The sequence below is a fragment of the Flavobacterium sp. B330r genome (assembly GCF_056824325.1).
In genome coordinates, this window is record NZ_CP124860.1 from 5,539,501 (window position 1) to 5,566,434 (window position 26,934).

The 26,934-nt window shown below is 35.7% G+C and carries 19 protein-coding genes; 17 read left to right on the plus strand and 2 right to left on the minus strand.

Annotated features, from left to right (window positions below):
- Positions 1 to 52 precede the first annotated feature (52 nt).
- Positions 53 to 1,075, minus strand: coding sequence for a hypothetical protein (locus tag QLQ95_RS24215; protein ID WP_482502023.1), 1,023 nt, complete (start codon positions 1,073 to 1,075; stop codon positions 53 to 55).
- Positions 1,076 to 1,272: 197 nt separating this feature from the next.
- Between QLQ95_RS24215 and QLQ95_RS24220 the strand changes: the two genes are divergently transcribed.
- The 10 genes from QLQ95_RS24220 to QLQ95_RS24265 all read left to right on the plus strand — a co-directional run bounded on the left by QLQ95_RS24220 (position 1,273) and on the right by QLQ95_RS24265 (position 8,971).
- Positions 1,273 to 1,788, plus strand: coding sequence for an RNA polymerase sigma factor (locus QLQ95_RS24220; RefSeq protein ID WP_095931651.1), 516 nt, complete (start codon positions 1,273 to 1,275; stop codon positions 1,786 to 1,788).
- Positions 1,789 to 1,838: 50 nt separating this feature from the next.
- Positions 1,839 to 2,738, plus strand: a complete 900-nt coding sequence (locus QLQ95_RS24225; protein ID WP_095931652.1) for a FecR family protein — start codon at positions 1,839 to 1,841, stop codon at positions 2,736 to 2,738.
- An 84-nt stretch (positions 2,739 to 2,822) separates the two neighbouring features.
- Complete coding sequence (locus QLQ95_RS24230) at positions 2,823 to 5,273, plus strand: TonB-dependent receptor (RefSeq protein ID WP_482502024.1); 2,451 nt, start codon at positions 2,823 to 2,825, stop codon at positions 5,271 to 5,273.
- 141 nt (positions 5,274 to 5,414) lie between these two features.
- Positions 5,415 to 5,819, plus strand: coding sequence for a winged helix-turn-helix transcriptional regulator (locus tag QLQ95_RS24235; protein ID WP_095931654.1), 405 nt, complete (start codon positions 5,415 to 5,417; stop codon positions 5,817 to 5,819).
- A gap of 29 nt (positions 5,820 to 5,848) precedes the next feature.
- Entirely contained in the window at positions 5,849 to 6,241 is a 393-nt protein-coding gene (locus QLQ95_RS24240) for an OB-fold protein (protein WP_095931655.1), read from the plus strand.
- Positions 6,242 to 6,264: 23 nt separating this feature from the next.
- Positions 6,265 to 7,107: a DUF5777 family beta-barrel protein gene (locus QLQ95_RS24245; RefSeq protein WP_095931656.1), complete on the plus strand. Its 843-nt coding sequence runs from the start codon at positions 6,265 to 6,267 to the stop codon at positions 7,105 to 7,107.
- A gap of 19 nt (positions 7,108 to 7,126) precedes the next feature.
- Positions 7,127 to 7,540, plus strand: a complete 414-nt coding sequence (locus QLQ95_RS24250; protein ID WP_095931657.1) for a hypothetical protein — start codon at positions 7,127 to 7,129, stop codon at positions 7,538 to 7,540.
- Between the two features lie 5 nt (positions 7,541 to 7,545).
- Positions 7,546 to 8,100: a YceI family protein gene (locus QLQ95_RS24255; protein WP_482502025.1), complete on the plus strand. Its 555-nt coding sequence runs from the start codon at positions 7,546 to 7,548 to the stop codon at positions 8,098 to 8,100.
- 116 nt (positions 8,101 to 8,216) lie between these two features.
- The gene (locus QLQ95_RS24260; RefSeq protein ID WP_482502026.1) at positions 8,217 to 8,612 is read left to right on the plus strand and encodes a hypothetical protein; all 396 of its coding nucleotides are present in this window, start codon (positions 8,217 to 8,219) and stop codon (positions 8,610 to 8,612) included.
- A gap of 74 nt (positions 8,613 to 8,686) precedes the next feature.
- The gene (locus QLQ95_RS24265; protein WP_095931660.1) at positions 8,687 to 8,971 is read left to right on the plus strand and encodes a hypothetical protein; all 285 of its coding nucleotides are present in this window, start codon (positions 8,687 to 8,689) and stop codon (positions 8,969 to 8,971) included.
- Positions 8,972 to 9,121: 150 nt separating this feature from the next.
- On the opposite strand, the gene QLQ95_RS24270 is transcribed toward QLQ95_RS24265, so the two are convergent.
- Positions 9,122 to 9,487, minus strand: a complete 366-nt coding sequence (locus tag QLQ95_RS24270; protein ID WP_482502027.1) for a winged helix-turn-helix transcriptional regulator — start codon at positions 9,485 to 9,487, stop codon at positions 9,122 to 9,124.
- 135 nt (positions 9,488 to 9,622) lie between these two features.
- Here QLQ95_RS24270 and QLQ95_RS24275 point away from each other — a divergent pair, with 135 nt between their 5' ends.
- From QLQ95_RS24275 to QLQ95_RS24305, 7 genes are all read left to right on the plus strand, one after another.
- On the plus strand, positions 9,623 to 10,405 hold the full coding sequence (locus tag QLQ95_RS24275; protein ID WP_482502028.1) for an SDR family oxidoreductase: 783 nt from the start codon (positions 9,623 to 9,625) through the stop codon (positions 10,403 to 10,405).
- Positions 10,406 to 10,427: 22 nt separating this feature from the next.
- Entirely contained in the window at positions 10,428 to 10,751 is a 324-nt protein-coding gene (locus tag QLQ95_RS24280) for a nuclear transport factor 2 family protein (RefSeq protein WP_482502029.1), read from the plus strand.
- A gap of 766 nt (positions 10,752 to 11,517) precedes the next feature.
- On the plus strand, positions 11,518 to 12,534 hold the full coding sequence (locus QLQ95_RS24285; protein ID WP_482502030.1) for a M64 family metallopeptidase: 1,017 nt from the start codon (positions 11,518 to 11,520) through the stop codon (positions 12,532 to 12,534).
- A 366-nt stretch (positions 12,535 to 12,900) separates the two neighbouring features.
- Positions 12,901 to 15,951 carry a DUF6603 domain-containing protein gene (locus QLQ95_RS24290; protein WP_482502031.1) on the plus strand — a complete coding sequence of 1,017 codons (3,051 nt, stop codon included), beginning with the start codon at positions 12,901 to 12,903 and terminating at the stop codon, positions 15,949 to 15,951.
- Complete coding sequence (locus QLQ95_RS24295) at positions 15,948 to 19,355, plus strand: hypothetical protein (RefSeq protein WP_482502032.1); 3,408 nt, start codon at positions 15,948 to 15,950, stop codon at positions 19,353 to 19,355. The genes QLQ95_RS24290 and QLQ95_RS24295 overlap by 4 nt, the downstream gene beginning before the upstream one ends.
- An 8-nt stretch (positions 19,356 to 19,363) precedes the next feature.
- Positions 19,364 to 25,129 carry a hypothetical protein gene (locus tag QLQ95_RS24300; RefSeq protein ID WP_482502033.1) on the plus strand — a complete coding sequence of 1,922 codons (5,766 nt, stop codon included), beginning with the start codon at positions 19,364 to 19,366 and terminating at the stop codon, positions 25,127 to 25,129.
- Positions 25,122 to 26,933, plus strand: a complete 1,812-nt coding sequence (locus tag QLQ95_RS24305; protein ID WP_482502034.1) for a hypothetical protein — start codon at positions 25,122 to 25,124, stop codon at positions 26,931 to 26,933. The genes QLQ95_RS24300 and QLQ95_RS24305 overlap by 8 nt, the downstream gene beginning before the upstream one ends.
- Position 26,934 lies beyond the last annotated feature (1 nt).

Here is a 26,934-nt window from a genome sequence, read left to right on the forward strand (position 1 = left end):
TAGTTAGCAATTTATAAATCTCTAAGTAAAACAAAAAAGTGGACTTGGAGATTTACTTTTTTTGAAAATAGAGATAATTAGTTGTTGCATTTATATCTCGTAATCGTATCTGAGAATTATTAAATTCAAACAGCTTCCAGTTGAAATTTAATTTAGAAAGCACTCCTGTATTGAAAATTACTTTAACTTCTCTGACACCATTTTGAACAGAACTTTCCCACTGTCCCGTTTCTGAAACTCCACTTTTGGTGGCAACTACAGATTGATCGGTTTTAAATACAAATGTATAGTCGCTGTAATTTGAAGTCTTTACGGCACCATCGTAAAAATAGGGTATTTCCCAAGAACCTTTTGTAATAGTTGCAGCAAAATCTAGTGTCACAAGGTTATTTTCTGGGCAATAATCTATGGCATATTTAATAGCGTTTTCGAAATCCTCATTATTTGAAATCGTTTTTGTCTGATTATTGTAATCTGCAATTGTGATAGGATATTTTAGAGAGATATACTGGCTTTCATTTAAATTTTTTATAAAATTAAAAAAGGCCTGATCGCTTACTATTAATTGAGAACTCGCTGCTTGATTGAGGCTGTTATAGCTGTTGATTGTTATGGGATAATTGATATTCAGACCGTTGATTTTGGATAAAAGATCTGGATAGAGATTCCAATAATCGATTAAAGAATCAAAATCTGCCTGATTTGGAATCAGTTTTTCGATGTAATTATAATATACCATCGTTACAGGAAAATCTATTTTTACAATATCATCATCATAATTGCTTGCGTTGATATTATCCAAAACTTTTTGATAATCGGAAGTTGCGTTTACCGCAATCTGCTCATTATTTACTGTAACGGTATAAGGGAGTTTTATAGTACAATAACTAGATCCGTCAATCATATTATCCTGTACAGTTCTAACCATAGCAACCCTTTGCAAATAAGTTGTAAGCGGAGAAACAGTAGTAATGGTTCCCTGCGAATTATTGTTTTGCTCGTCTACTTCACTTTGACAGGAAAACAGTAAAAATAGGAAAACTGCAATTGATAAATATTTTTTCAAAAGGAACATATTTATATTTTTACAAAGGTAATAAATTTTAAAACAAACTGTTTTTTAATAACCTACAGCAAGGCTTGATAATTTTCATCTATACTAAATTATCAAAAACCAATAGCATTTTATTCTTCTATAAAACAATCATCTCTACTTTTACCCTACTTAAATTAAAAACAAATACTTTTACGCTGAAAAAATTGAAACTCTAAATGCCAGATCAAAACCAATCTAATACTTGTGATGAAATCATTTTTTCGTCTTTCTTCAAAAGTCATGTAAAAGCACTTCGGAATTTTCTTTTTTACAAATTTGGAAACGCAGAACAAGCAGAAGATATAACCCAAGAAGCATTTGTAAAGCTTTGGCAGAACTGCGCTTCTGTACCTTTAGAAAAAGCAAAATCATACCTTTACACCATTGCCAATAACAGCAGTCTCAACCAGATTGCACACCAGAAAGTGGTTTTGAAATATGAAAAAAACTTCACTGGTTTGGATAAGACCAATGAGAGTCCGGAATATCTTCTGGAAGAAAAACAATTTCAGGCTAAACTTTTAAAAGCCATCGAAAACTTAAACGAAAAACAACGCACTGCCTTTTTGATGCACAGAATTGATGGCAAAAAATACAGTGAAATTGCCTTAGAGCTCAACATTAGCGTAAAGGCAGTAGAAAAACGCATCCATTTGGCCCTGTTAAGCTTACGTAAAGAAATTGACTTATAAAAAGTAGGGTAAATTTAATTCTAATTGTTTTAATTAAATAATACGATAAAATGAAAAAAGATCGCTTATTGGCAAAATGGCTCAACGACGAATTATCTCCGGATGAATTGGCCGCATTTGAGGCAAGCCCCGATTTTGAAAAATACCAAAAGATAAAAAACTATACCGCTCATCTAGAAACAGGCGATTTGGATGAAAATGCTATGTTATCGAATATTTTAAGCCAGAAAAAAACAGCGCCAAAAGTAATTCCTTTATATAAAAAATGGATGTTTAGAGCTGCCGCCATATTCGTTCTCGCTCTTGGAATTACGTTTGCGATGAAAGTTTTTGTGCCTCAAACAGAAACTGCCAATTTTGGAAAAAAGACCGCTTTTTCATTACCCGATAATTCTGAAGTGGTTTTAAATTCAGGTTCTGAAATACACTATAAAAAGTGGAATTGGAACAACAACAGACATTTGGAACTTAAAGGAGAAGCTTATTTTAAAGTTGCAAAAGGCAGAAAATTTGAAGTGCAGACCAATCTTGGAAAAGTAACGGTTTTAGGAACGCAATTTAACGTTAAAGCCAGAAAGAACAGGTTTGATGTTGTGTGTTATGAAGGCCGTGTCAAAGTAAATTATAACAACATTCAAGTTTTATTAACTCACGGACAAAGTGTTCGATTTGAAAATGGAAAAGAGGCAAAAAGCACTGTAAATTCATCACAGCCAGAATGGATGGATAACCAAATCTGTTTCTATAAAGAAAACATACGAACTATTTTAGATGAAGTTGAAAGGCAATACAATATTAAAATCGATTTAAACGCCAAAGATACTATCTCTCTGTTTACAGGAAAACTGCCTGCAAAAGATCTCAATACAGCTTTGCAGATTATTAGTACGACTTATCATTTAGAAGCTAGAAAAGTTTCTAACAACAAAATAATTTTTAACGAAAAATAAATGTTCCGCCCCAAACAATTTCATTTTTTGTTTTTTCTCTTTTTTCTTGTCCTGAATATTTTTGCTCAAGACAAAGGAAAGGTTATGCCTTTTAAAAAAATAATAATTGATATTGAAGAACAACATGGCGTAAACTTTAATTATACCGAAGATAATATTGAAGGTCTCGAATTAAATCCTCCCAAGAAATCATTTTCATTAGAACAAAAATTGGAATATCTCGAAAGAAGAACACATTTGTCTTTTGAAAATATAGGCAATAAATTCATCAATATCTATAAAAAGGATACTATTTCTAAAATGATTTGTGGCTATGTTTTATCTTCCATAGATAAAAAGCCTATTGAAAATGCCAATGTTAGTTTAAATAATAAAACTCACTATACAACTGATTCTGAAGGTTATTTTGAGTTTAATAAAGAGGATAAAAACAATTTTATAATTAGTCATATTGGTTTTGCCTCAAAGAGAATTACGGCAGGAAATACAAAGGTTAAAGATTGCATTCAAATCCTGCTAGACCCTGAAATTACAGAATTGCACGAAATTAAAACCAATGCTATTTTGGCTTCGGGGATTTCTAAAAACACTGATGGATCTCTTGAAATTAAGCCGAAAAAATTTGGTATACTTCCCGGCCTTATTGAACCCGATGCGCTGCAGACTATGCAGCAGATTCCAGGTGTAAACAGTTTGGATGAAAGTGTATCAAGTATCAACGTTCGCGGTGGTACACACGATCAGAATTTATTTTTGTGGAATGGAATACGTATGTTTCAAACAGGGCATTTTTTTGGTTTGATATCCGTTTTTAATCCAAATCTTGGGCATACCATTTCCATCTATAAAAACGGAAGTTCTGCCTTTTATGGAGAAAGCGTTTCAAGTGTAGTCTCGATTTCTTCTACTCCAGAAAAAGCAGAAAAAAATTCTTTTAGCGCGGGAATCAACATGATTAATGCTGATGTTTATGGAAAGTATAATCTTTCTAAAAAAAGTTATATCGAAATTTCGGCACGTAAATCGATTACCGATTTTGTAGAAACTCCTACTTATAAAGAATATTTCAATAAAGTATTTCAAAATACTACCATTACCGATTTTTCGCAGAACCAAAATCTTAATTATAAAAGTGATAAAAAATTTGGCTTTTATGACGCTACAGTAAAATACGCGCAAAAAATAGGGATCAAAGATCAAATCACACTTGATTTAATAACGATAAAGGATAATCTGGAAGTTACTAAAAGTGCTGCTTCATACAATATAAACAAATCGCAAACCAATGTTTTACGCCAACAGAACTACGGTGCGAATTTGTTATGGAAAAGAAACTGGAATAAATTTAACACAACCAAAATTAATGTTTATAATTCTTCGTACGAACTTCTAGCCGATCAAAAATCAATTTACGAAAACCAGACTGTTATTCAGGAAAATACCGTAAACAACAATGGCGTTAATTTAGAAAATAATCATATCCTAAACTCTAAATTTAGTTTCAGCGACGGATATCAATTTAATGAAATTGGCATTACTAATTTAGAGCAGGTAACTAATCCTGATTTTTATCGTAAAGTAAAAGACGTATTACGAACTCATGCTTTAATTGTAGAAGGTAAATACAATGATACCATTTCCCGAGTATATTTTAAAGGTGGAATGCGGCTTAATTATATTGAAAAATTCAAAAAATATATCGTAGAGCCTAGAATCCAATTGGCTTACGGACTTAGTAAAAGTGTAACTTTAGAACTTCTCGGCGAACTCAAAAGTCAAAACTCCCAGCAGATTATTGATTTGCAGAAAGATTATTTTGGCATCGAAAAAAGACGCTGGATTATCTCGAATAACGGCACAATTCCTATTCAAAGAAGCAGACAGTTATCTTTAAACTTGTTCTATCAAAAGAACAACTGGCTTTTGGACATCGAAAACTTTTATAAAAAAGTAACCGGAATAACAACCTCCAGCCAAGGTTTTCAGAATCAGCTTGAATTTATTAGAACCACAGGCAATTATGAAATTTGGGGAACAGAAATCCTAGTTCAGAAAAAAATAAACCACTTTCTTACGTGGTTAAGTTATACTTACAATGAAAACAATTATAATTTTCCGAATTATGAATACCCTCGTTTTCCCAACAACTTTGAGCTGACACACTCTTTGTCTTGGGCCGCAATTTATGAGAAAAACAATTTCAAGATTGCTTTAGGAACAAAATGGACTTCTGGAAGACCAAAAACATCTCCAAATTTATCTCAAATTGATCTTTCTGATCCTGTACTGGTTTACAATAAACCAAACGACAGTAATCTAAATATGTTTTCTCAGGTTAATCTTTCCTCAACGTACAAGTGGGAAACCGCAGATGGGATTCAATACAAAATAGGAATCTCAATCCTAAATATACTAAACAGAAGAAATGAAATCAGCGAATATTATAGAATAAATTCTTTAACAAATTCTATAGAAGAAGTGGATACTTTTTCACTCCAAAGAACTCCAAATCTGAGTTTTAGAATTTCATTTTAATATCGTTTCTACAAGAGTTTTTTAGGCTCTCATTATACATTTTTATTTTTTTTTCAAAAAATCACAATTCTTTGGTAGGGTAATCTTTACTAAGGCTGTTTCACTATAGAATCATCATTTGATTTGAGACAGTTTTAAAATATGAATACATCAGAAAATTCAACATCTAATAAACGGCAGATCAGATTTGCATCAAAATGCAAATCTGAAATAGTACCCATCATGGATGCTCTTTACATTATTAACGGAAAATGGAGAATCTCAATAGTCCTTACGCTTATGGAAGGTAACAAACGGTTTTCTGAAATTCAAAAAGAAGTGCAGAAAATCACATCCAAAGTTTTAGCTGATGAACTTAAAGAAATGGAACTAAACGGATTTGTTGAAAAGAAAATAGATGGTCAAAGCCGCGCTAAAACCGAATATCAATTAACCGATTACAGTTCATCACTTGAGCCTATTATCAAATCATTACGGGATTTTGGCCTACAGCATCGAAAAAAAATACGGGACGAAAGCTATCAAATTAACAAAATCGCTGACTGATTATTATCTATTACCAATACAAACCAAATATGAAAAGAAAAAAAACAGCAATTGTAGCTTCAATATTACTCCTGATGGTTTCTGCCGGCGTCTACTTTTATTATGGAATTATCTTTAAAGAAGCCCGAAATATAGAATCAGAAACGCCAGATTTTAGTTTAACGGCAAAAAAACTGCTTGAAGATTATAACGAAGACCCAAAAAATGCAGATTCAATATACCTCAACAAAACTATTGAAATAACGGGCCTTGCAACCAAAGAAACCGATTCTTCACTGATACTTGAAAATAGTGTTTTCTGTCTTTTCAAAGAAAAACTAAAAGACAAAATGATCAATAATAAAACCACAATTAAAGGCAAATGCATTGGATATGACGAATTGTTTATGGAAGTCAAAATAGACCAATGCACAGTTAAATAAACCAAAAAATTAATAATTAATTTATGAAGAAAATTTTAGTTCCGTTCTGCCTGTTTTTAGTTACACTGGCTTACTCTCAGGATGATTTATTGAAGAGTCTTGATTCTACACAAACAGAAGAAAGCTATTCTACAGCTACATTTAAAGCTTTACAGCTGGTAACCTTACAGACCACAAAAATGCCTGCTAAAAAAGAATTTTATTTTGTGGTTTCGCATCGTTTTGGCACTGTAAAAGATGGTTTTGACAGTTTTTTTGGACTTGACAATGCAACCACAAAACTCGGAGGAATCTACGGTGTTACAGATTGGTTATCGGTCAGCCTTTCGAGACATACTTTAAATAAAATGTATGAAACCGGATTGAAATACCGGGTAGCAAGACAAAACGATAATTTTCCGCTGGACATTGTTGGGTACAGTGTTGCAGATATCAATACTTTTTTAGAAAAAGACCAATATCCTGGTTTAGAGTTTAAACATCGTATGACGTATGTACAACAGGTTTTACTATCTAGAAAAATCAGTGAAAAATTCTCATTAGAATTAGTACCGTCCTTTATACACAAAAACCTTTACAATCCTGATATCGAAAGAGACAATCAGTTTTCTTTTGGTGGTGGTGGACGCTATAAAATCACGAAAAGATTATCTGTCAATTTAGAATATATGCACAATTTTGATAAACCTGACTTTTATAAAAATCCGTTGTCTGTAGGTCTTGATGTGGAAACAGGCGGACACGTTTTTCAATTAATCTTTACCAATTCACAATCTATGAGTGAGAGCGGATATCTTACCAATGCCTCTGGCGACTGGGGTAAAGGGGATTTCTTCTTTGGCTTTAATCTATACAGAGTTTTCTAACAATTAAAAACAATAAATCATGAAAAAAACAATCGTACTTACCATTTTACTCGCGGCATTTGCAAGCTGCAGTGATTCTGACACCGTTCAAGATATCGAAGGAACACCAACAACTCCGACTACACCCACAACCCCAACTACACCAACGAATCCAACTGACCCGACAACTCCTACTGCGGCTACTTATAGCAAAGATGTAAAATCTATTATTGATGCCAATTGCATAAGCTGCCACTCCAGCGGAAGATCGGCATCTTTTAGACCATTAACTACTTATGCGCAAGTAAAAGCAGCAGTAGAAAATGCTGGTTTATTAGGCAGAATCCAGCTTCAAAGCGGCCAGCAGGGACTTATGCCTCAAGGTGGAAGAATGGCTCAGGCTAATATTGATCTAATAGTAAAATGGAACACCGATGGTCTAAAAGAAAATTAATTATTATGAAAAAATCATTTATTAATTTCTTTGCGCTACTGCTTATTATAATTGCGAATAACGACGGGTTTGCACAAAAACTGATTACAAAAACAGGAAATATAAAGTTTCAGGCATCAATGCCTTCTTACGAAGAAGTTGCTGCCGAAAGCAAATCAGTGTCAGCTGTTCTGGATCAGACTACAGGAGATTTTGCCAGTTTGGTGCTTATAAAAGGTTTTCGGTTTAAAGTAGCGCTGATGGAAGAGCACTTTAATGAAAATTATATGGAATCTGAAAAATTTCCAAAAGCGACTTTCAAAGGCAAAATTGAAGATTTTGATAGTTCAAAAATTATAAGTTCTCCTAAAAATTTCACATTAAAAGGAGATCTTACTATTCACGGAAAAACAAAACCAGTCTCTGTGATTGTAAAAATTTCCAAAACTACAAATGGAGTTAATGCTATTGGCACATTTGAAGCAAAACCAGAAGATTTTGATATTGAAATACCAAGTCTTGTCAGAAAGAAAATTGCCGACAAAATAAAGATTAATTACAATTTCTTATTAGTTAAATAACCCTTTTTAAGAATCGGATTTGTTCAGATTTACAAGAGTTTTAAGCATGACTAATGTTCTCGAGGCCGGTAAACTTATTACGCCGGTCTCTTTTTTTAACCTTAAATCGCATTAAAATGATCTGTAAAAATTATATTGTTACCGGAGAAGATGTAAATGATTACATGGTTATGGAAGATACCGCATATATCTCGTATACGATCCGATTGTTATACCATTTTTTGTTTTATAACGGCTTTTCCAAAGAAAAGCTTAATTATATGCATTTAGGTTTACAGGAAGGAAATCATGAATTAATCATCCATAAAAACCTGATGTTTACAGAACATTTTTTAGTTGAAATGAAGCATTGTTATATAGAGGATAAAATCAATATTAAAAGTTGCTTTTTTAACTCAAAAAACGAATGCTGTGCAGAAGTAACAAAAGAAGTAAAATGGTTTGACGCAATCGGTAAAGAAGTCATTAAAACGCCAAATCAAATTCTTAGACATTTTTATCCAAAAGTATAAATTGAATTTAACTGGAGTAATAAGAATAATCTAAAAAGAATCAATTTTCGTATATAGTATTAAAGGAATTATTTATGGAACTATCTTCTGTTTTTTTTCTAAAAATTCTTCGGATACTAGCTAGGAAATATAGCATAGGCTTTACTTTTGAAGAGCTAACAAAGCTTGTAACAACAGTGTCTAATGTTTCAAAATTTACTAACAATATTGCTTCTGAAAGAGAAAACCAGGCAAAACTGTTGGATGTTTTAGTCTTGATGAACTCTGAAGGCTACATTTTTCTTAATTCAGATACTGATCAAAGTTTAATTACAATAAAAGGTCTTATTGCAATAAATAATAAAATTTTATGGAATTAACTTTTCAAGAAAGCAATTAAAAATTGGTTGCTAAAACTCAAAATTTTATCCTTGAAATACATAGTAAGTGAATTTGATACCTTTTTTTTGCGACTAAAGGCTTAAACCTTTATGATTCGAATATATTAGTGATGACGAGTTTTTGTTAAATCAGTGATTTGATTCTAAGCGTTTCAAAATCACATTTTTTAAACGTGCTTCATGTTCATCTCCCCAATTGCCAATAGCTGAAATTACAGGAATTAATGTTTTTCCAAAATCTGTCAGGCTGTATTCTACTTTAGGAGGTACAACAGGATAAATGACCTTTGAGACCAATTCATGATCCTCTAACTCCTTCAGCTGAATATTTAGAACCCTGCGTGAAGCATCTGGAATTTTACGCTGCAGTTCACTTGGCCTTTTATGACCTTCATTTATAAACCAAAGCAAACGTATTTTCCATTTGCCATACAAAACTTCCCCTATCAGGTCAAGTCCGCAATTTAGGTTCGGGATTATTTTTCTTTCATACATATAACAAAAGTAAACCTATGTTCCGATTTATACAATAGGGGAAAAATTTATCCCTATCTGAATCGTAACTCCGTACTTGTGAGAAAGTTGCATACTTCTCAAATTTGTACTAAAGAAATTTAAATCGAATATAAGATGGATTATCAAAATGAATTATCAGGCAAAATTGCCCTAGTAACAGGAGGCACAAAAGGAACTGGAATGGCAATTGCAGAAAGACTGCTGCAAGGTGGTGCAACAGTTATTATTACCGCACGAAACGCGCCAGAAAAAGAAAACACCAAACTGCATTTCATTGCTTTGGATTTGAGTAAAGCTAAAGGAACACAAAAAGTTGTCAGCGAAATATTGTCGACTTACGGAAGACTGGATATTCTTGTGAACAATCTTGGTTCTTCAACCACACCCGCAGGCGGCTTCAGCGTACTTACTGATTCTGACTGGGTATCAACCCTGCAGGCTAATCTGCTTGCTCCTGTTCGACTGGACAGAGGTTTTATCCCTCAAATGATAGATCAAAAACAAGGTGTTATTATTCACATAGCTTCAATTCAGGGTAAATTGCCTTTGTATGATTCCACTCTCCCCTATGCTGCAGCAAAAGCTGGACTTATTAATTACAGCAAAGGCTTATCTAAAGAAATATCTTCAAAAGGCGTGCGTGTACTGACTGTTTCACCAGGATGGATCAATACAGGGGCGACAAAAGCTTTTCTTGGTGAGATTGCAAGAAATGCAAACAGTACAATAGAAGAGGCGCAGCAAAGCGTTATGGATGCATTGGGCGGAATACCTTATGGCAGGCCAGCTGAACCCGAAGAAGTGGCAGAACTCGTTGGATTTCTTGTTTCACCAAGAGCTAAATATTTAACAGGGACTGAATTTGTGATCGATGGTGGCACAGTGCCGACGATCTAATAACCTTTAAAAAATTATAAAGATGAACTTGCCTAAAGTGATAAAAGATTTAGTCAATGCACAGAACAGCTTCGACAGCACTGCCTATTCCGATTGTTTTTCCGAAAATGCTGTTGTATTTGATGAAGGCAAAACGCATACCGGAAGACTGGACATCCAGCATTGGATAGACGAATCAAATAGAAAATACAAATCAGTGATGAAACCTCTTCAATATGTTGAAAATGGAATCGCAAGTGTCTTAACTGCAGAGTGTGCAGGAACATTTCCAGGAAGCCCCATTACACTACAATTTCATTTTGATATTGTTGACGGGCAAATTCAACATTTAAAAGTGACTGGATAAATAGAGAAAGGGAGTAATTAAAGGGCAATTTTGAGAAAAACATGAAATTGAAGAAACATCTTTTTTCTCACAATTGTCAATTAATTATCAATTTATAATAGTGTGTATAAAAAGTATAAAAGAGAAAAACCTGCAAATCTTGGGATTCGCAGTTTTTTCTCTTTTATATGTCTAATACTTCTCACACTTATTGCAGAAGTTTTTATTATACGGTAAGTAATCAATTGTTAAAAAAAATGAAGGTCTTTCTTTTTTTTTTATCTTAGCAAAAATTTTACTTCTATAACTGCCTCATATACAAAATTTTATCAAGCCTTCTTTTTAAATAATCCATTTTTTGTATATACAATTTCAGTGTTTTTTTTTGAAAAATTATAGTTAAAACAAATGATGTTTCTCAAATATCATTCCTAACAACGAAAATCAATTTTGCATTTTCATTGTAATTTTTTTGATTGAATAAATGACACGGATATATGATTTTCAATTTACTTATTAATAAAAAGAAACTAATATGCCAACTCCTATCCCTGCAGGTATAACACTTGAAACCATTATCTATAATGGTCCAACAAAGGACAAAAAAAATCTTCTTTTTTTAGGCGATGGCTTTAGTGCAGCTGATAGAGCTCTTTTTGATAGAACAATAAATGAAATTGTGATCCGATTTTTTAGAAAGGCTCCTTTTAATCTTAGAGGAGTTAAAGAACACTTTAATATTTTTAAAGCATTTACACCATCACCGAGCTCGGGTATTTCATGTGCCGTGCCTGTCGACGCTAATGGGATAACAGTTCCAGACAATCCTGGCACAGCTGGAGCGGCTATTGGCACTATGATACAAAAATCAAATGCATTGGGACTAACTTATGGTTATCTGATAAACGGAACGCCAATGGCCAGACTTATAGGACCTAAAACTGGTGATCAAACATTAATAATGGATTTTATTGCTACGCTTACTTTACCTTCTGAAGCTGCGGCAGATAATTTAATACCGCAATGTTGGGCTGCTCCTCCAAGTGGTGTCTCTTCCTCTACAGGAAAAGACCATGCATTAGTTATTGTATTGGTAAATGATGATAAATATGGTGGAGGCGGGCATCCCGATTTTGCAATGGTCTGTTTGGGCGATCAGCCTGGTTTTCAAGGATTATCAACTTCTGCTGCGGGTATAGACCATAATCCGGGCACTCCAAGAAATAATTATAATAATCTTGCTGCCGTGAGCATGCATGAATTAGGCCATTCGCACTTTAGACTTATAGATGAATATTCTGAAATAAATACACCAGCCATCGCAACTACAGCAGGCCATTTTGATGGTACTGATGTGCGTCCTAATGCTGTAACACGGAGAGATGTGCTTGATACTGTTACGAATGCATTTGACCCCAGCAAGGCCAAATGGTACAAAGACGCTTATCCCGGCAGCTCAGAAAAATTAATCGGCACCGATGCCTTTACTTATATGCAAACCAACCTCAAACCGCTATGGGAGCGACCTGCAGGTACCGTATGCGCCAATATTGGTTTTGACGGATCTACGAAGTATCCACCTGTATCGGTAAGAAATGGTATTCGCTATCCGCAACGAATTATAGGTTTATATGAAGGGGGCGCCAGAGAAGGCTGTGGTGTATATATTCCTGCAGGATCGTGCAGAATGAAAAGTACAAGTTATGATAATGATTTTTGTTATGTATGTAAATATGCAATTATAGAAAAGATAGATCCAACACTGCTAGAAGCTTTGTATCGAACTTTTTACCCAAGACCTTAAAATAATTAAAAAATGGCGGCTGATAAAAGTACATTTGAGTTATTAATTGAAGAGCTAGGACAAGCCATCAATGGTGTGCTCAATGATATAGGCAATCCTGTAAAGTCTCCTCAAACCACTTTATATTTCCTTCGCAACTTGGGTTGGAATGTTCCTGAAAGTACAGACCTTTCTTCGTCTCCTCTTAAATTTATCAATAGCTTTTCTTCCATTAATCTTAATAATACTTCCGATTACGGATCGCTTATCGGATCGCTAAAAAATGTCATAACCGATTTTGATTCCATCAAAGATAATCTTGGTCTTGGCGCAACATTATCTGATTTTGGCACAAAGTTTCCTAGACAGCTTCTTGATTATACGATCATGCGGCATCTGCAGTATGAACATCCAAAAATTTCTGCTTTCTTCCTCTTCATTGGTATTTTTGATAATAGTTACCAACCAGCGGCATTGCCTGCCCATATTGCCTACAAACAATATCGTATTGAATGGGAAAGATTAATCATTTTTCTACAGGAACCACATCGCATACCAGAAATTGTTTACGGATGGGGTACACCAACTTATGATGGTAAATTATTAATAGAAAATATTGAACATTTACTAAATGCGCTAGAAATACAAACTGGCGTTTATATGCCTACTGGAGATATTACTTCACAATATAGTTTAAGTGGTGATGCCTTGTATGTACCATTTTTTGATCTTGATACGGTTAAAGCTGGACTGGAGGTGTATCCAATTGCCACAGACAGCACTCCAAATAACGCAGGGCTGGCTGTATCGCCATTTTTTATTGGAAGTGCTGAAACAGAAATTGTAATCAATGAAAATTTTTCCTTAATCATTAAGGGCGGACTTAAAATAGATAAAACCACAGGGGTAGAAATAAGACCCAAGACGGCCATAACTTTATTTGATCTTACTGCTGCCTCTGCTATTAATGGTAGTATTGAAGTAACTTTTCGAATATCGGGCCCAGAACATCTGGTACAATTAGGTGCGCCAGAATCTTCCAGACTCGAAATAGGAGCCATAGAATTAACTGGTAAAGCTCAAGTAAACCAGCAAGGCAATGATTTTACTATTGAAATTGCCGTTAAAGATTCACGTGTGGTAATAGATTTAGGTGGCGGAGATGGATTTATTTCTTCTGTACTGCCGTTGGATCCTATAGAAGTTCCTCTCGATCTTACTGTAGGATACTCCACTAAAAATGGCATTTACTTTAAAGGAAGTGCAGGAATACAGATTCAATTGCCCATCCACATTTCATTGGGACCTATTGAAATTAGCGGTATCACCATCGAAATAAAAATAGAAGACCGAAAAATACCTATATCGGTAAGTGCTGACTTTAAAGGCGAATTGGGTCCGCTTACAGTGGTTGTAGAAAATATTGGAGTGAGCACCAATTTAAGTTTCCCCGAAAATAACCGTGGAAATATGGGGCCATTTGATCTGGGTTTTGGCTTTAAGCCACCAAATGGACTGGGTCTTTCTGTAAATGCTGGAGCAGTCATTGGCGGCGGTTACTTATTTTTTGATTTTGAAAAAGAAGAATACGCTGGTGTACTAGAACTGACAATTGCAGGATTTATTTCTGCAAAAGCAATAGGCTTGATTACGACAAAGATGCCAGATGGCAGTAAAGGTTTTTCAATGCTTATTATTATCACGGCAGAATTCTTTCCTCCATTTCAACTAGGTTATGGCTTCACATTGAATGCTGTTGGCGGATTATTGGGATTGAATAGAACCATGCTGTTGGATCCATTAAGAAATGCCGTGCGTACTGGAGCAGTAAACAGTATCATGTTTCCGCAAAATGTAATTGCCAACGCGCCAAGAATTATTAGTGACCTAAAATCGATATTCCCTCCCTATGAAGAAAGATTTCTAATTGGTCCGATGGGAAAAATAGGCTGGGGAACGCCAACTTTGATTACACTTTCACTAGGTATTATTATTGAAATACCTGGAAATATTGCTATTCTGGGAGTACTTAAAATAGCATTGCCAACGGAGCAAACACCATTGGTTCAAATACAGGTTCTATTTGTGGGAACTATCGATTTTGACAAGAAAATGTTAACCTTCGATGCGAGTCTTTATGAATCATTTATTCTTACTATGACTCTGGAAGGCGATATGGCAGTGCGTTTGAAATGGGGCGATGAACCTGATTTTTTATTGAGTGTAGGAGGTTTTCATCCGTCATACACACCTCCCCCGCTTTCATTACCCACCATGAAACGCCTTTCTCTCACGATCCTAAATACAGACATTGCCTTGATACGGGTAGAATGTTATCAGGCAGTAACATCCAACACGGTACAGTTTGGTGCTAAAGCAGAGATTAAATTTGATCTTAGAGCCTGTATCATAGAAGGAAGTATTGGTTTTGATGCCTTGTTCCAGTTCAGCCCATTCTATTTTATTATTCAAGTATCGGCCAGCTTCAAACTTAGTGCTGCCGGTATTGATATATTAAGTGTAAGGGTAAGAATGTCTCTTGAAGGACCAACTCCATGGAGAGCAAAAGGTACTGGTAGTGTTTCCATCTTATTTTTCGAAATATCTGCTGACTTTGATGTTACTTGGGGAGAAGAAAAAAACACAGCCATACCAGAAGTGGCTATCTATCAAAAATTCCTCGACGATTTACAGAAAAGAGAATACTGGAGTACCATACTATCAAATAACAAAAATCTTTTAGTATCACTTCGAAAAATGGAAGAGTCAGCAACAGCGCCTCTTGTGTTACATCCTGCAGGATCACTGGTAGTACAACAAAAAATACTGCCATTACAGGTAAAAATTGATAAAGTAGGAAGTCAAAAAGTGAACGACGTACAAAAAATCACTATTAAAAAAGCAACTAGTGATGACAATGAACTAAAAATCACAGAAGTAAACGACAACTTCGCCCGAGCACAATATCAAAACCTTACCGATTCAGAAAAACTGTCTAAGCCTTCTTTCGAAAAAATGCCAAACGGCGTTCAAATATCATTGAGTAATACAATTATCAAAAATGGAAAATTTGTACGAAAAAATGTCGCGTATGAAATTACCATTATCGATAAAGAGCCTATAAAACCATTTAGAAAAGGAAGATTCTTTATGGAAATCGGCATCTTGTTCAATCATTTCCTAAAAGGAAACAGTGTATCTAAGTCTACTTTATCTAAATCTCATTTGAATAAAATGCAGCCTTTTGCAGAAAAAATTTCTATAAAAGAAGAAGGTTATACGGTAGCCTTAAAATCAAACAATAAGGCACACACTGCGCACGCAACATTTGAAAGTGAGATTATGGCGCAGACCTATATGGAGGAGCAAATTGCCAGACAGCCAGGACTGAAAAAGGAGCTTCAAATTATTCCTAATTATGAATTACAATCATCATGAGCGAAACATTAGCAAACTACTCTTTTTTACCATGGTTACGCCAAGGATTATCTAACAACATCATTAAATTCGACAATGATAGTTCTGTGCTTTTGCGTGCCTCTATAAAAGTAGCACTCGAAATTGAAGCAATAAAAGTAGATGGAAAAACGGAAGACAACAGAATATTACCAGCTAAAGAAATTCAACTTTATGGACCTGGTGACATTGTAGGTATAGATAGTAAGGCAATTGTAAAAACAGAGCCCAGAAACTGGATCACAAATTTTGAACCTAATTATTTACCTTATATCGAATTTTACGAAGAAGATTTTCCATGGCGATACACGCCCGCAAGACCTTTTGAGAATAGACTTCGTCCTTGGCTCACACTCGTCGTACTAAAAGAAGATGAATTTGAGGATGGACAGAATATGAAAGATAAACCGCTGCCTTTCTTTAAATTGAAAAGCGGAAAAAACACTGCTGATATTTTCCCGAAATCATCAGAACTTTGGGCATGGGCACATGTACACGTAAATACCGATCTTTCTAATGGAGCAGTCGCAAACACTGCAAATTCAGACACTATTACTGATGCTATTAATGATTTAATTAATAAAAATCCTGATAATGCCTACTCTAGAATTATTTGTCCAAGAAAACTGGAACCCAATATTGGATACTATGCTTTTCTTATTCCCACTTTTGAAAGCGGGAGACTTGCTGGATTAGACTACGAAATTCCTTCAACTTTAGTAGCAAGTAAATGTGCATGGGATGACAGCAACGTTTCCGAATTTCCGTATTACCATCGCTGGCATTTCAAAACAGGTAATATGGGTGACTTCGAATATTTAGTAAACCTATTACAGCCAAAGCTTGCTGATAAAAGTATTGGAGTAAGAGATATAGACGTGATACATCCAGGCTCTAATCTTCCTCCGATAAATGACCCTGAACTCCATCATATTTTAAAACTCGGTGGCGCACTAAGAGTTCCTTTCGATTCGATGAAGCCCGCCGATAAAGCAATTGCAAAAAAATATGATGAATGGGATGAACATCCCTATCCGCATCAATTTACCAAGGCTATGGCCGCAAGAATAAATCTTTCTGATGATTATAGCATTGCAGCAAATACTATGGAGCAGGTAAATTTTGATGCTGGAATTATTTCAGAAGATGATCCTACAAAAGGTGATCCAGATCCAGTAATCACTTCTCCATTATATGGCACATGGCACGCACTACAGCAACGTTTATTGAAAACCAGCGATAGTACAGACCTTCCCAACAATAAAAACTGGATACATGAGCTAAACCTTGATCCGAGATTCAGGACAGCTGCGGGGATAGGAACTAAAGTTATTCAGAAAAATCAAGAAGAATATATGCAAGCGGCTTGGGAGCAAGTAGGTCGTGTTACAGAGATTAACAACAAGTTCAGATTTGCACAACTCGCATTGCAAGTATCTTTAAAATATTATAACAAACATCTGACGCCCCTGATTACCGAAAAAGCGTTTATGTTTACGTCACCCGTTCAAAAAAGGATTATCTACAAAAACCTTACTGTCTATCAAACCATATCAGAAAGTACGATACCAGCTGTAATGACTTCGGGCAAATTTCGCAGCATTACAAGAACTCGAGGCGGTTTTATGAAGAAACTAAACTTTTCTGATACTGTTACGCCTTATAATTTAATAGATAGAATAAACAACGGCGAAGTTGTTGTTACACCGCCAAAAACAGATCCCGAAGGCGCAATAAACCTCACCGATCTGGCCGAGGAGATGGCCCCAACAGATATTCCGCAATTGATTGTAGAGCTCTTAAAAAAATACAAGTGGTTCAAGTTTTTGCCTCTGTTATTATTGATATTGCTATTCTTATTCATGCTACTATTCGCCGCATCGTTAAGCGGATCTGTGGTATTGGGACTTATAGGAGCTGCATTGGTATGGTTCTATCTAAAATTAAAAAAATGGAACAACGATGTTATGGCAGCCACTGCTGTAACACAAGACAGTCAAACGCCTGCTGCAGTAGACCATTATCCTGTTAGTCCAGGCTTTGTCATAACATTACCCGGAAGCACTTATACACCAACAACTGGCAGTACAGACAGTGAAGAAGCCATTAAATTTAAAACTGCTTTAAAAGATGCTTTTACATTGATAAGTATTAAGTTTCCAGATCCTATACGAAAACCTGTGGATTTAAAAGACTTAACTACTTCAGTGGTAAGCTCACTAAATCCCGTTATTACTATTCCTAAAAGAACCCATCACAGTATTACTATCCCGGCTCGTATAGCCACCAATATGGTAGAACAATTTGCGCCAGTAATGGTATATCCGGAGATCGATATCCCGATGTATAAGCCATTGAGCGAAATGTCTTCAGAATTGTTTCTGCCAAATATCAACCTTATCGAACAGAATAGCATTACACTTTTAGAAAACAACCAAAAGTTTATTGAATCTTATATGGTCGGCATTAATCATGAAATGTCAAGAGAATTATTGTGGAGAGAATATCCAACCGATCAAAGAGGTTCCTATTTTAGACAATTCTGGGACGTACAAAGCTTCTTGCCTCCACAACCTGAATCGGAAACCTCAGCACAAGAATTAAGAGAAAAATTAAGAGATATTCCCAAAATACACGAATGGTCAAAAATTAATACTGCAAAAGTTTTTCCTTCGCAAGCAGACTCTCCATTGAAAAATGAACTGGGTCAGCATAACCAAAGGGCGCTAATAAGCGGAAAAACACAATTGGTATTGGTGATAAGAGGAGAATTACTGAAAAAATACCCAACAGCAGTAATATATGCACATAAAGCAGATTGGGGACCTGATCAAACTATTATACCAGACCAGCCCGCTCCAAAACCCAGAAGTGTAAGTGAAGAAAGGATTTTTGCAAAACTTTCGGCAGAGGAGGAAAAAAATCCACCACAATCTATTATCAAAACGCCCTTGTTTGAAGCAAAAGTAGAACCTGATATTTACTTTTTTGGATTTGATCTTGATGACGAGGAAGCAAGAGGTAAATTAAATCCAACTTCAATAACGGATGATCCAGGCTGGTTTTTTGTCATAAAAGAAAGACCAGGTGAACTGCGCTTTGGACTAGACATTGAAAAAGCGAAGAATGCGGCAGGAGTGGAAAAAATTGTAAACTGGAACAACCTTTCTTGGAAAGATATTCAAACGGCTGACGGAAGTTGTATTGAAATGAATAAAACAGTGACCTTAAAAACACCCAATGCTAATGATCAGGAAAATATAGAACACCCAGATGATGTGCAAGCAAGATGGTCTCCTGACACCAATGCCGCAGAACTTGCCTATATCCTTTATCAGGTTCCAGTACTTGTTGGAGTACATGCTAGCCGAATGTTACCCAAATAACTTTAATTATGAGTGATCTAAAAAACATACAGGACGCACAAAACAGTAACCGAAAACAATCGGCTGCGGTGAACATTGAAATTCAAAAGGCGCAAGCTGCATTGGAGAAACTAAATGCTGACGAAAAGGAAGAACTAAAAAGTCTTAATGAACAAGAACGCGAATCAAAGAAGTTATTCAATGAAAAACAAAGAAACCAAATAATAAAAGATATTGGAGAACTAAGAGATTCAAAAAAATCGATTAAGGCCAACTACGAACAGATAACGAATGCTTTTTTAGCACAACTTGATCCTATAAAAAAGATCACAGAATTAAACGACAACATTCCCATTCTGATGTTTCCGTTACGTTTAGAAACAAGATTCAAATCAACTGGCAATCAAAAACAGCTTTGGTTACGAGTTTATCCCGATGATTGTAATATCAATAGCAAAGAAGAGCTATTATCTGAATCTGAATTGAAAAATGCAAAAGCCTTTTGGATAGAAATGTGGAAAGCAGGCGGCATAAAAGCAGATGAAAAAGCGGCCTGGAGAAGCTTGGTAAATAGCCATGGTACGGGGCGTTCTGCTTATATCATAAAAGAGTATAAACCTGCCAATAGTAAAACTGTAAGGCCTAGCGCGGAATATAAAATTTTTGTGGTAAACTCTTCTCTTTCCTTAAGCTCGGCTGAAAAAGATGCCGCAACAAAATATTGGTCAGCATTTTGGTTTGCCAAAGGCGACACTGTAAAAATTGATAAGGCAAAAGAAATTTTAACCGCGGCAACAAACTCTGCCACAGCAACATCAATACAAGAAAACTATATTCCGGAAAATATTAGTGATGAAATACCTGAAGAACAAGACAGCAGTAAAATCATAATTTCTGAAATCGATCTTCCTGATTATACCGCTAAAAATGGTTCCTGGACACAGTCAGCTAAAACAATGGGACTTCCTAATAAGTTTGTAGTAACCACCTTTGATGGAAATGTAAAAAAAACAATCCTGTTTAATAACCCTGTCAAAGATCATTTGGCTGTAAGTGTGGATCCCTCTTTAACAGGAGATGACCAGCTTAAGAAAGATGATGATAAAAATCTTATTCTCAATGACGAATTGAGCTGGATGGTAGATTTTGAAAAAGCAGAACAGGCTGGAATGGCAACAAAAATAGACCTTACACCTGAGGAAGCGCAAACCGGTTTTAAAAAATTATTTGTTACAGGCATAAGATTCACCTCTGATGAAGCTGATGGCCAAGAACAACTGGAAACCTTATTTACGGATCATTTTTACAGCAAAAATGGTCTTGAACTAATAAAACAGGGAGCACCTACAAATAACACTGAAGACGCACCTGCTGCATACACTTGGACTGATAATGGCGATGATAGTTTTGATTCGTTTTTTAGCAATACTGAAGATTTTGTTTCGGCAGATACACCAGATAAAAAATCAGATGGCGAAAAACTGGCTGATTGCCTTGGAATAGATCCTGCCATATTAAAAAATGTAAAAAATGCCAATGGTAAAGATCAGTTAGAAGCTTACGCTATGAATACGGCACTTTTTCCAGCAACGTTGGGCTATTTTATGGATGAAATGATGGATCCATTATTCACCGACAGGGATATCGAAGCTACCAAAGCATTCTTCTCTGGTTTCGTTTCAGGACGAGGTCCTATACCGGCCATACGAATCGGAAAACAGCCTTACGGAATTCTGCCGATAACTGTCTATTCCAAATTAAATTTCTTAGGAAGAGACAATAACACAGACTTATCCAACAACATTAGAACACCATTTCTGCCAAGACTTCACAGATGGCTGATGAAAATGGACAGCACTTGGGATGAATTATTAATAGATGTCGCACACATAGGCAAAACAACAGATGATGCCCACAAGCTATTATTAAAAATTCTAGCATTGAATGCCAATTCAGTTGAGTTTCATCAGCGCTATGCACAGTCGAAAAATCAAATGCATAATCAGCTAAATCTGCAGCATCATTTTCTTTTAACACCAAAATTTGAAAAGAAAATGCAGGAAAAAGCAAAGCAAATTTTAAATGAGCTTGGAATTGACACCGTTCCTATACTTGAAAAATTCTTTCTGAGTCGTCCTAATCTGTTGAGCGGCCCATTTATTGATGATGTACCCGATTCCGAAACATCTGCTATCCGTCCCTATAGTGCAAACGGATTGAATTATATCGAATGGCTGGTTGCAACAGCAGGCGATAACGTACGCAGAGATGATTTTGGTGATCAAGAAGCCCCGACAGCACTACTCTATTTACTTTTAAAACACGCGCTTACCCAATCACAATCCAATGCAGCGGCAAATGTGTTGGCAACAAACAATCTCATTGCCAGCAGGAAAGTATTTAAAGATCCTGATTTTTTACATGTAGAAGCCAAAGGTATTGGAAAAAGTAAATACGAACATTTATTCAGTACCTATCCTACTATCACTGGAGATGCTACAACGAAATTAATAGATTATATCCAGAAACCCAATATTTTACACAATCTGGCAGAGACGGAACAATTGAAGGAAACAATTGATGCTCTGAAAATACTGGAGAAAACACCAACCGCAAGATTAGAACGTTTATTAACCGAACATCTAGACTGCTGCAGCTATCGCATTGATGCATGGAAAACGGGTTTGGTACAATACAAACTTACGGAACAACGTTTAAGAAACAGCAAAAATACTAAAACCTCAAAAGGCATTTATCTTGGCGCTTATGGCTTGTTGCTGGATGTCGAGCCACAAAATAGAACACTTACAACCGAAGCCCTTACACCTGAACTGAATGAAATATTCAATAAAGAAAACAGTACTCCGCTCCAATCAGACAGCAAAAATCTTGGTTTCATACACGCGCCTTCCTTAGACCAGGCCGCCACCGCTGCTATTTTGCGCAACGCTTATGATAGCAACAAAGATGCCGGCAGCGACAATCCTTTTGCCATAAACCTCACATCAAACAGAGTGCGTGTAGCTGCTAATTTTTTAGAAGGAATGCGTAATGGTCAGCCTCTTGCGGCATTACTTGGCTACCAATTTGAAAGAGGTTTGCATGACAAATACAGTCTTGGCAAAGGTGAAGTAGATAAATTTATTTTGCCTTTAAGAAAAGTCTTTCCGTTGGTGGCAGATAATCTTATAGACACTAAATCAAAACCAGAAGAAAATGAAGAAATGATAGCGGCAAACAATGTTCTTGATGGATTAAAGTTCATTAATTATGTCAGAGAAGCCTCTGTTAAAGTATATCCTTTTGGTTTGGCATCAACTTTTAATTTACCCACGGCCACTCCAGATCAGGCTAAGGCAATAAAAGAAGAACTCGACTACATTATCGATATCAACGATGCGATATCCGATCTTGTAATGGCAGAACAAGTTTATCAGGTAGTGCAGGGAAATTTTGAAAGAGCATCCGGAAACGCAAATGCATTTAGCAAAGGAGATTATCCGCCGGATATTGACATTATCAACACCCCTAGAAGCGGTGTAACCCTTACACATCGAATGGCTATTCAATTCGATAGTGATGCAACCGTAATTTCAGGTGCAATAGCTCGAGCAAAAGCCGAACCTGCTGTTAACAAATGGCTTATCGAAAATTTACCCGCACCAGAAAATGTGATCTGTAATGTAGTCTACAGTACGCCTCTTCAGGCCGATATTCCAATCACCGTTTCTCAAAAAGAATTGGGACTGGAAGCAATTGATCTTTTATACGTATTAAACACAGATACGGAGCAATCAATGACCGAATTGGATGATCGAATATTGAATTTCGTACGCTACACCAAATCAAATCATCCAAAAACAACCATCAAAATAAATTATACCGAAGCTGTAAATACAACAAATAAAGCGAATGTTTCTTTCTTTGAATTGGCTGCCCTAATAAAAAGCTTACGCAAAATATTGATCGGATCTAAAGCGATAACTCCTACTCAGGTGCTGTTATCAACAGAATCTGCAACACCTACTAATCTCGATGATGCGAGATTGAAGACAACGGTAGAAAATTTAATAGCTATTGATTTTGATAGTGTCAAAACAAGTTTAGAAAATATTAGCACCAACACACATTCGTTTACCAGCATTTCGGCACAACTTTCTAATGATATTGGAACACTCATAACTGACCCATCTATTAAAGACAACATCATTATACAATTAAAATCTGATCTGAAAAACTATCTTGCTGACCCAAATCCTGCTAACAAAGCTACGATCCTGACTGCATTTGAAAATAGTATTAATTCTATAGGTGTTCCTTCAACCATTAATACTTTAAAATCAACCTATGATAACTACCTAGAGCTGTATGCAAATGATTTTGTCCATTTTGACACCTTGGTAAAAGATATTTCTACGCAGTATTTAAAAACAGCCCTTTTTGATAACGTGCAAACAGGAATTGGCTTTATTCATAGTGGCGTGGCTGTTATTTATCAAAATGTATTTACCAAACTAGATATTCTGATAGAAAGATGGAATAAAAAATTAATTGAAGCAGAACTCATAATGTCGGCTTATACTACAACAGCCGATCCTGACGAAAAAATAGAATTACTTCAAAAAGCAGAGCAGCAAATTTCATCTGTTTCTACTTTTCCAGTTTTACCATTGGCTGCTTATAAAACTGCATTTGATACTAAGAAAGCCGATTTTATTAGTTTATTGAATAACATTAAAGCATTAAAAACAAATAACAAAACCACAGTTATTGATTTTTTATCAGATGTAAATACAACCATTAAAGAGGTAAGCCTATTCGATACCGTCGCTTTTGACACCGTGACCGAAAGTAACAATACTAACACAGAGTTATTGCAATTGGCTTTATTGAAAGAAGATATTGTAGTTTCGCTAAGCAACCTTCAAAAATATATTGAGAAAAAAATAATCAATAGTAAAGCCTTAATAGCCGAGGCTGATGCAACAGTTGTTAATGCCGATAAAATTACTGGCCTTATAAAAGCTGCAAAAACAATATTGGGAGATGAAGCTTTACTATTGCCACGCTTTACGCTAAATAGCACTTCTGCCGCCGAATTTAATAACGCTCTTACTGATAAAGATGAATTATTAACTTTTATTAAAGCAACCGAAAACAGTCTATTTCCAGTTGAAGACTGGCTGGGAGGAGTTGCCAGAGTGCGAGATAAAGCGCATCATTGGGAAAACATTGTTTTTCTCACCGATGCATTCAAACCAACAGTCGAAGTGAACCTTACTGCCCTACAATTTCCTTATCAATCAAATGATCGCTGGCTGGCTGTAAAATTTAGAGAGGATACCGCCACCGAAAAAGATGAAAATGGTAAATACATCTTTAACATCAAAAATGATAAGTTGCTCTATACTGCACATTTTTCAAAAGATTATGATAACACCAAACCACAATGCGGTATTGTAATAGATGAATGGACAGAAGTAATTCCTGCGAATGAAGAAACAACCGGAATCGCTTTTCATTATGATCAACCTAATAGCGAACCTCCGCAAACAATGTTTTTGGTAACGCCTCCGCAGATAACCGGAAATTGGAAATGGAACGATATCATTGAATCTATGGAGGAAACTCTAGAGATGGCTAAAAAACGTGCTGTAGAACCTGCCCAAATAGAAGGTTCAAGATATGGGCAGTTTCTTCCAGCGACCATAATGGCTGTAAGCATGCATTGGATTACCGCTTCTATCAATCTGGCTCAAAATAATAATATTTATAAAAAAATAAACAATGGTTAATCCTATTAAAAATATCAAAGAAGCGCTTGAGCTAAAGCTATTCCCTACCGTAATGATGTGGAATAGACTTGAAGGAAGGCCACGCGCCCATAATTTTGACCGTGCACTAAAAGCCGAAGTAAGAGATGCATTATGGATGCTTACCAAACAATGGCAAATGGGAGAATTTAAAGCCGATGATGCAGGTTCTCCTGTATTTGCAAAAATTCATATTACCAGCTCGCATTTACAAAAGTACAAAGCGGCCGCTAATGCCATTCAAAATTTTGAAAACAATGTCCCTCTCGAAGCAAAAACAGAACAGAAGAAGATTGCTTTTAAAAGAGAAGAAAAAAAAATAAGCATTGATATTAGGCTGCAAATGGGCAGATACTGGTTGCAATTGTTAAAAAAATATGCTCTAAACTATCGAGATATTTATATCGAAAATTATGGTTTTACCATGCCACCAAATAATCGTGATAATGCCTCTATTTATGCTCATAAAAATGTGTGGCAACAATATGCCGCTATAAGCGGAAGAGCAATGGATGGTTATGCGCTATATGAAAAGATTCTTTTGGGCACACCTGCATCTGACGGTATTGTTTTAAGCGATCCTGGACATCAAACAGTACTTGACAATGATCTCGCAAATGACTTTAAGGACTGGTACGCTAAAATATATCTTCAGCCGAATGATGAAAAGAATACTGCTTGGCTGCCTAATAAATTAGAATATCAATTTGAGTGTAGCGCAACAGCTGAAAAAACAGAAAAAAAATTGTCTGCTGCAGAATATTATCAAGGACATCCAGATTGGTATGTATTTGATATTAAAGAACAAAAAACGAATAATACAGGAGAACCTCTCAACAAATTCACAGATACCTTTATACCTTCACATATCGCATTTGAAGGCATGCCGGATCGAAGATGGTGGCAATTTGAAGATTCTAAAACCGACCTTGGAGATATAAAACCCTCAACAACAGAACTTTCAAAACTATTATTAATGGAATTCGGATTGGTTTTTGCTAACGACTGGTTCTTAGTACCATACACACTTCCAATTGGTTCTTTAGCCAATATTGAAGGCCTCACAGTGAAAAACAACTTTGGAGAAACGATCTGGATTAAACCAACTGAAGAAATAGGCAAAGAGAATACGAGTTGGAGTATGTATAAATTACATTCAGAAAAACAAAATAATACACTATTTCTCTCCCCAACTGCAATGAAAGTACATGAAAGTGATCCTATCGAAGAAATTGTATTGATAAGGGATGAAATATCGAATATGGTCTGGGGAATAGAAACCGTTATTCCGTCTCCAGCAGGTATTGGCGAAAAAGGAAGCGAAGCGGCATTGCGTGTGCGTCAATTTCATGAAAACATCGTAAACAAAAATACCCCAATTTCAACATTGCCCTATTCAGCCAAAATCAGTTATCAGGCTATGAGCAATGTTCCAGAAAACTGGATACCATTTGTTCCCGTACACAAAAAAAATGATAATAGGGAAACCCAATTACAACGTGCCTCTTTATTAAGAATCATAGAAAAAGATCAGGAAACGCCAAAAAAAATCAAGCCACAATCCAGTATTCTACGCGAAGGTTTGGACGAAATTCCAAAACCATTACCCTATTACATTCATGAGGAAGAAATACCAAGAGCAGGTGTAAAAGTATCGCAATCCTTTCAGCGCACGCGTTGGCTGAACGGAGAGGTATTTGTATGGCTTGGCATGAAAAAGAAAATCGGAAGAGGCGAAGGCAGCAGTAATCTGGCTTTTGATCAAATCAAAGATGTCAAGGATTAAT

Coding starts and splice junctions, on each gene's coding strand:
- QLQ95_RS24215 (WP_482502023.1), bottom strand. CDS start 1,075: ATGTTCCTTTTGAAAAAATATTTATCAATTGCAGTTTTCCTATTTTTA.
- QLQ95_RS24220 (WP_095931651.1), top strand. CDS start 1,273: ATGCCAGATCAAAACCAATCTAATACTTGTGATGAAATCATTTTTTCG.
- QLQ95_RS24225 (WP_095931652.1), top strand. CDS start 1,839: ATGAAAAAAGATCGCTTATTGGCAAAATGGCTCAACGACGAATTATCT.
- QLQ95_RS24230 (WP_482502024.1), top strand. CDS start 2,823: ATGCCTTTTAAAAAAATAATAATTGATATTGAAGAACAACATGGCGTA.
- QLQ95_RS24235 (WP_095931654.1), top strand. CDS start 5,415: ATGAATACATCAGAAAATTCAACATCTAATAAACGGCAGATCAGATTT.
- QLQ95_RS24240 (WP_095931655.1), top strand. CDS start 5,849: ATGAAAAGAAAAAAAACAGCAATTGTAGCTTCAATATTACTCCTGATG.
- QLQ95_RS24245 (WP_095931656.1), top strand. CDS start 6,265: ATGAAGAAAATTTTAGTTCCGTTCTGCCTGTTTTTAGTTACACTGGCT.
- QLQ95_RS24250 (WP_095931657.1), top strand. CDS start 7,127: ATGAAAAAAACAATCGTACTTACCATTTTACTCGCGGCATTTGCAAGC.
- QLQ95_RS24255 (WP_482502025.1), top strand. CDS start 7,546: ATGAAAAAATCATTTATTAATTTCTTTGCGCTACTGCTTATTATAATT.
- QLQ95_RS24260 (WP_482502026.1), top strand. CDS start 8,217: ATGATCTGTAAAAATTATATTGTTACCGGAGAAGATGTAAATGATTAC.
- QLQ95_RS24265 (WP_095931660.1), top strand. CDS start 8,687: ATGGAACTATCTTCTGTTTTTTTTCTAAAAATTCTTCGGATACTAGCT.
- QLQ95_RS24270 (WP_482502027.1), bottom strand. CDS start 9,487: ATGTATGAAAGAAAAATAATCCCGAACCTAAATTGCGGACTTGACCTG.
- QLQ95_RS24275 (WP_482502028.1), top strand. CDS start 9,623: ATGGATTATCAAAATGAATTATCAGGCAAAATTGCCCTAGTAACAGGA.
- QLQ95_RS24280 (WP_482502029.1), top strand. CDS start 10,428: ATGAACTTGCCTAAAGTGATAAAAGATTTAGTCAATGCACAGAACAGC.
- QLQ95_RS24290 (WP_482502031.1), top strand. CDS start 12,901: ATGCGGCATCTGCAGTATGAACATCCAAAAATTTCTGCTTTCTTCCTC.
- QLQ95_RS24295 (WP_482502032.1), top strand. CDS start 15,948: ATGAGCGAAACATTAGCAAACTACTCTTTTTTACCATGGTTACGCCAA.
- QLQ95_RS24300 (WP_482502033.1), top strand. CDS start 19,364: ATGAGTGATCTAAAAAACATACAGGACGCACAAAACAGTAACCGAAAA.
- QLQ95_RS24305 (WP_482502034.1), top strand. CDS start 25,122: ATGGTTAATCCTATTAAAAATATCAAAGAAGCGCTTGAGCTAAAGCTA.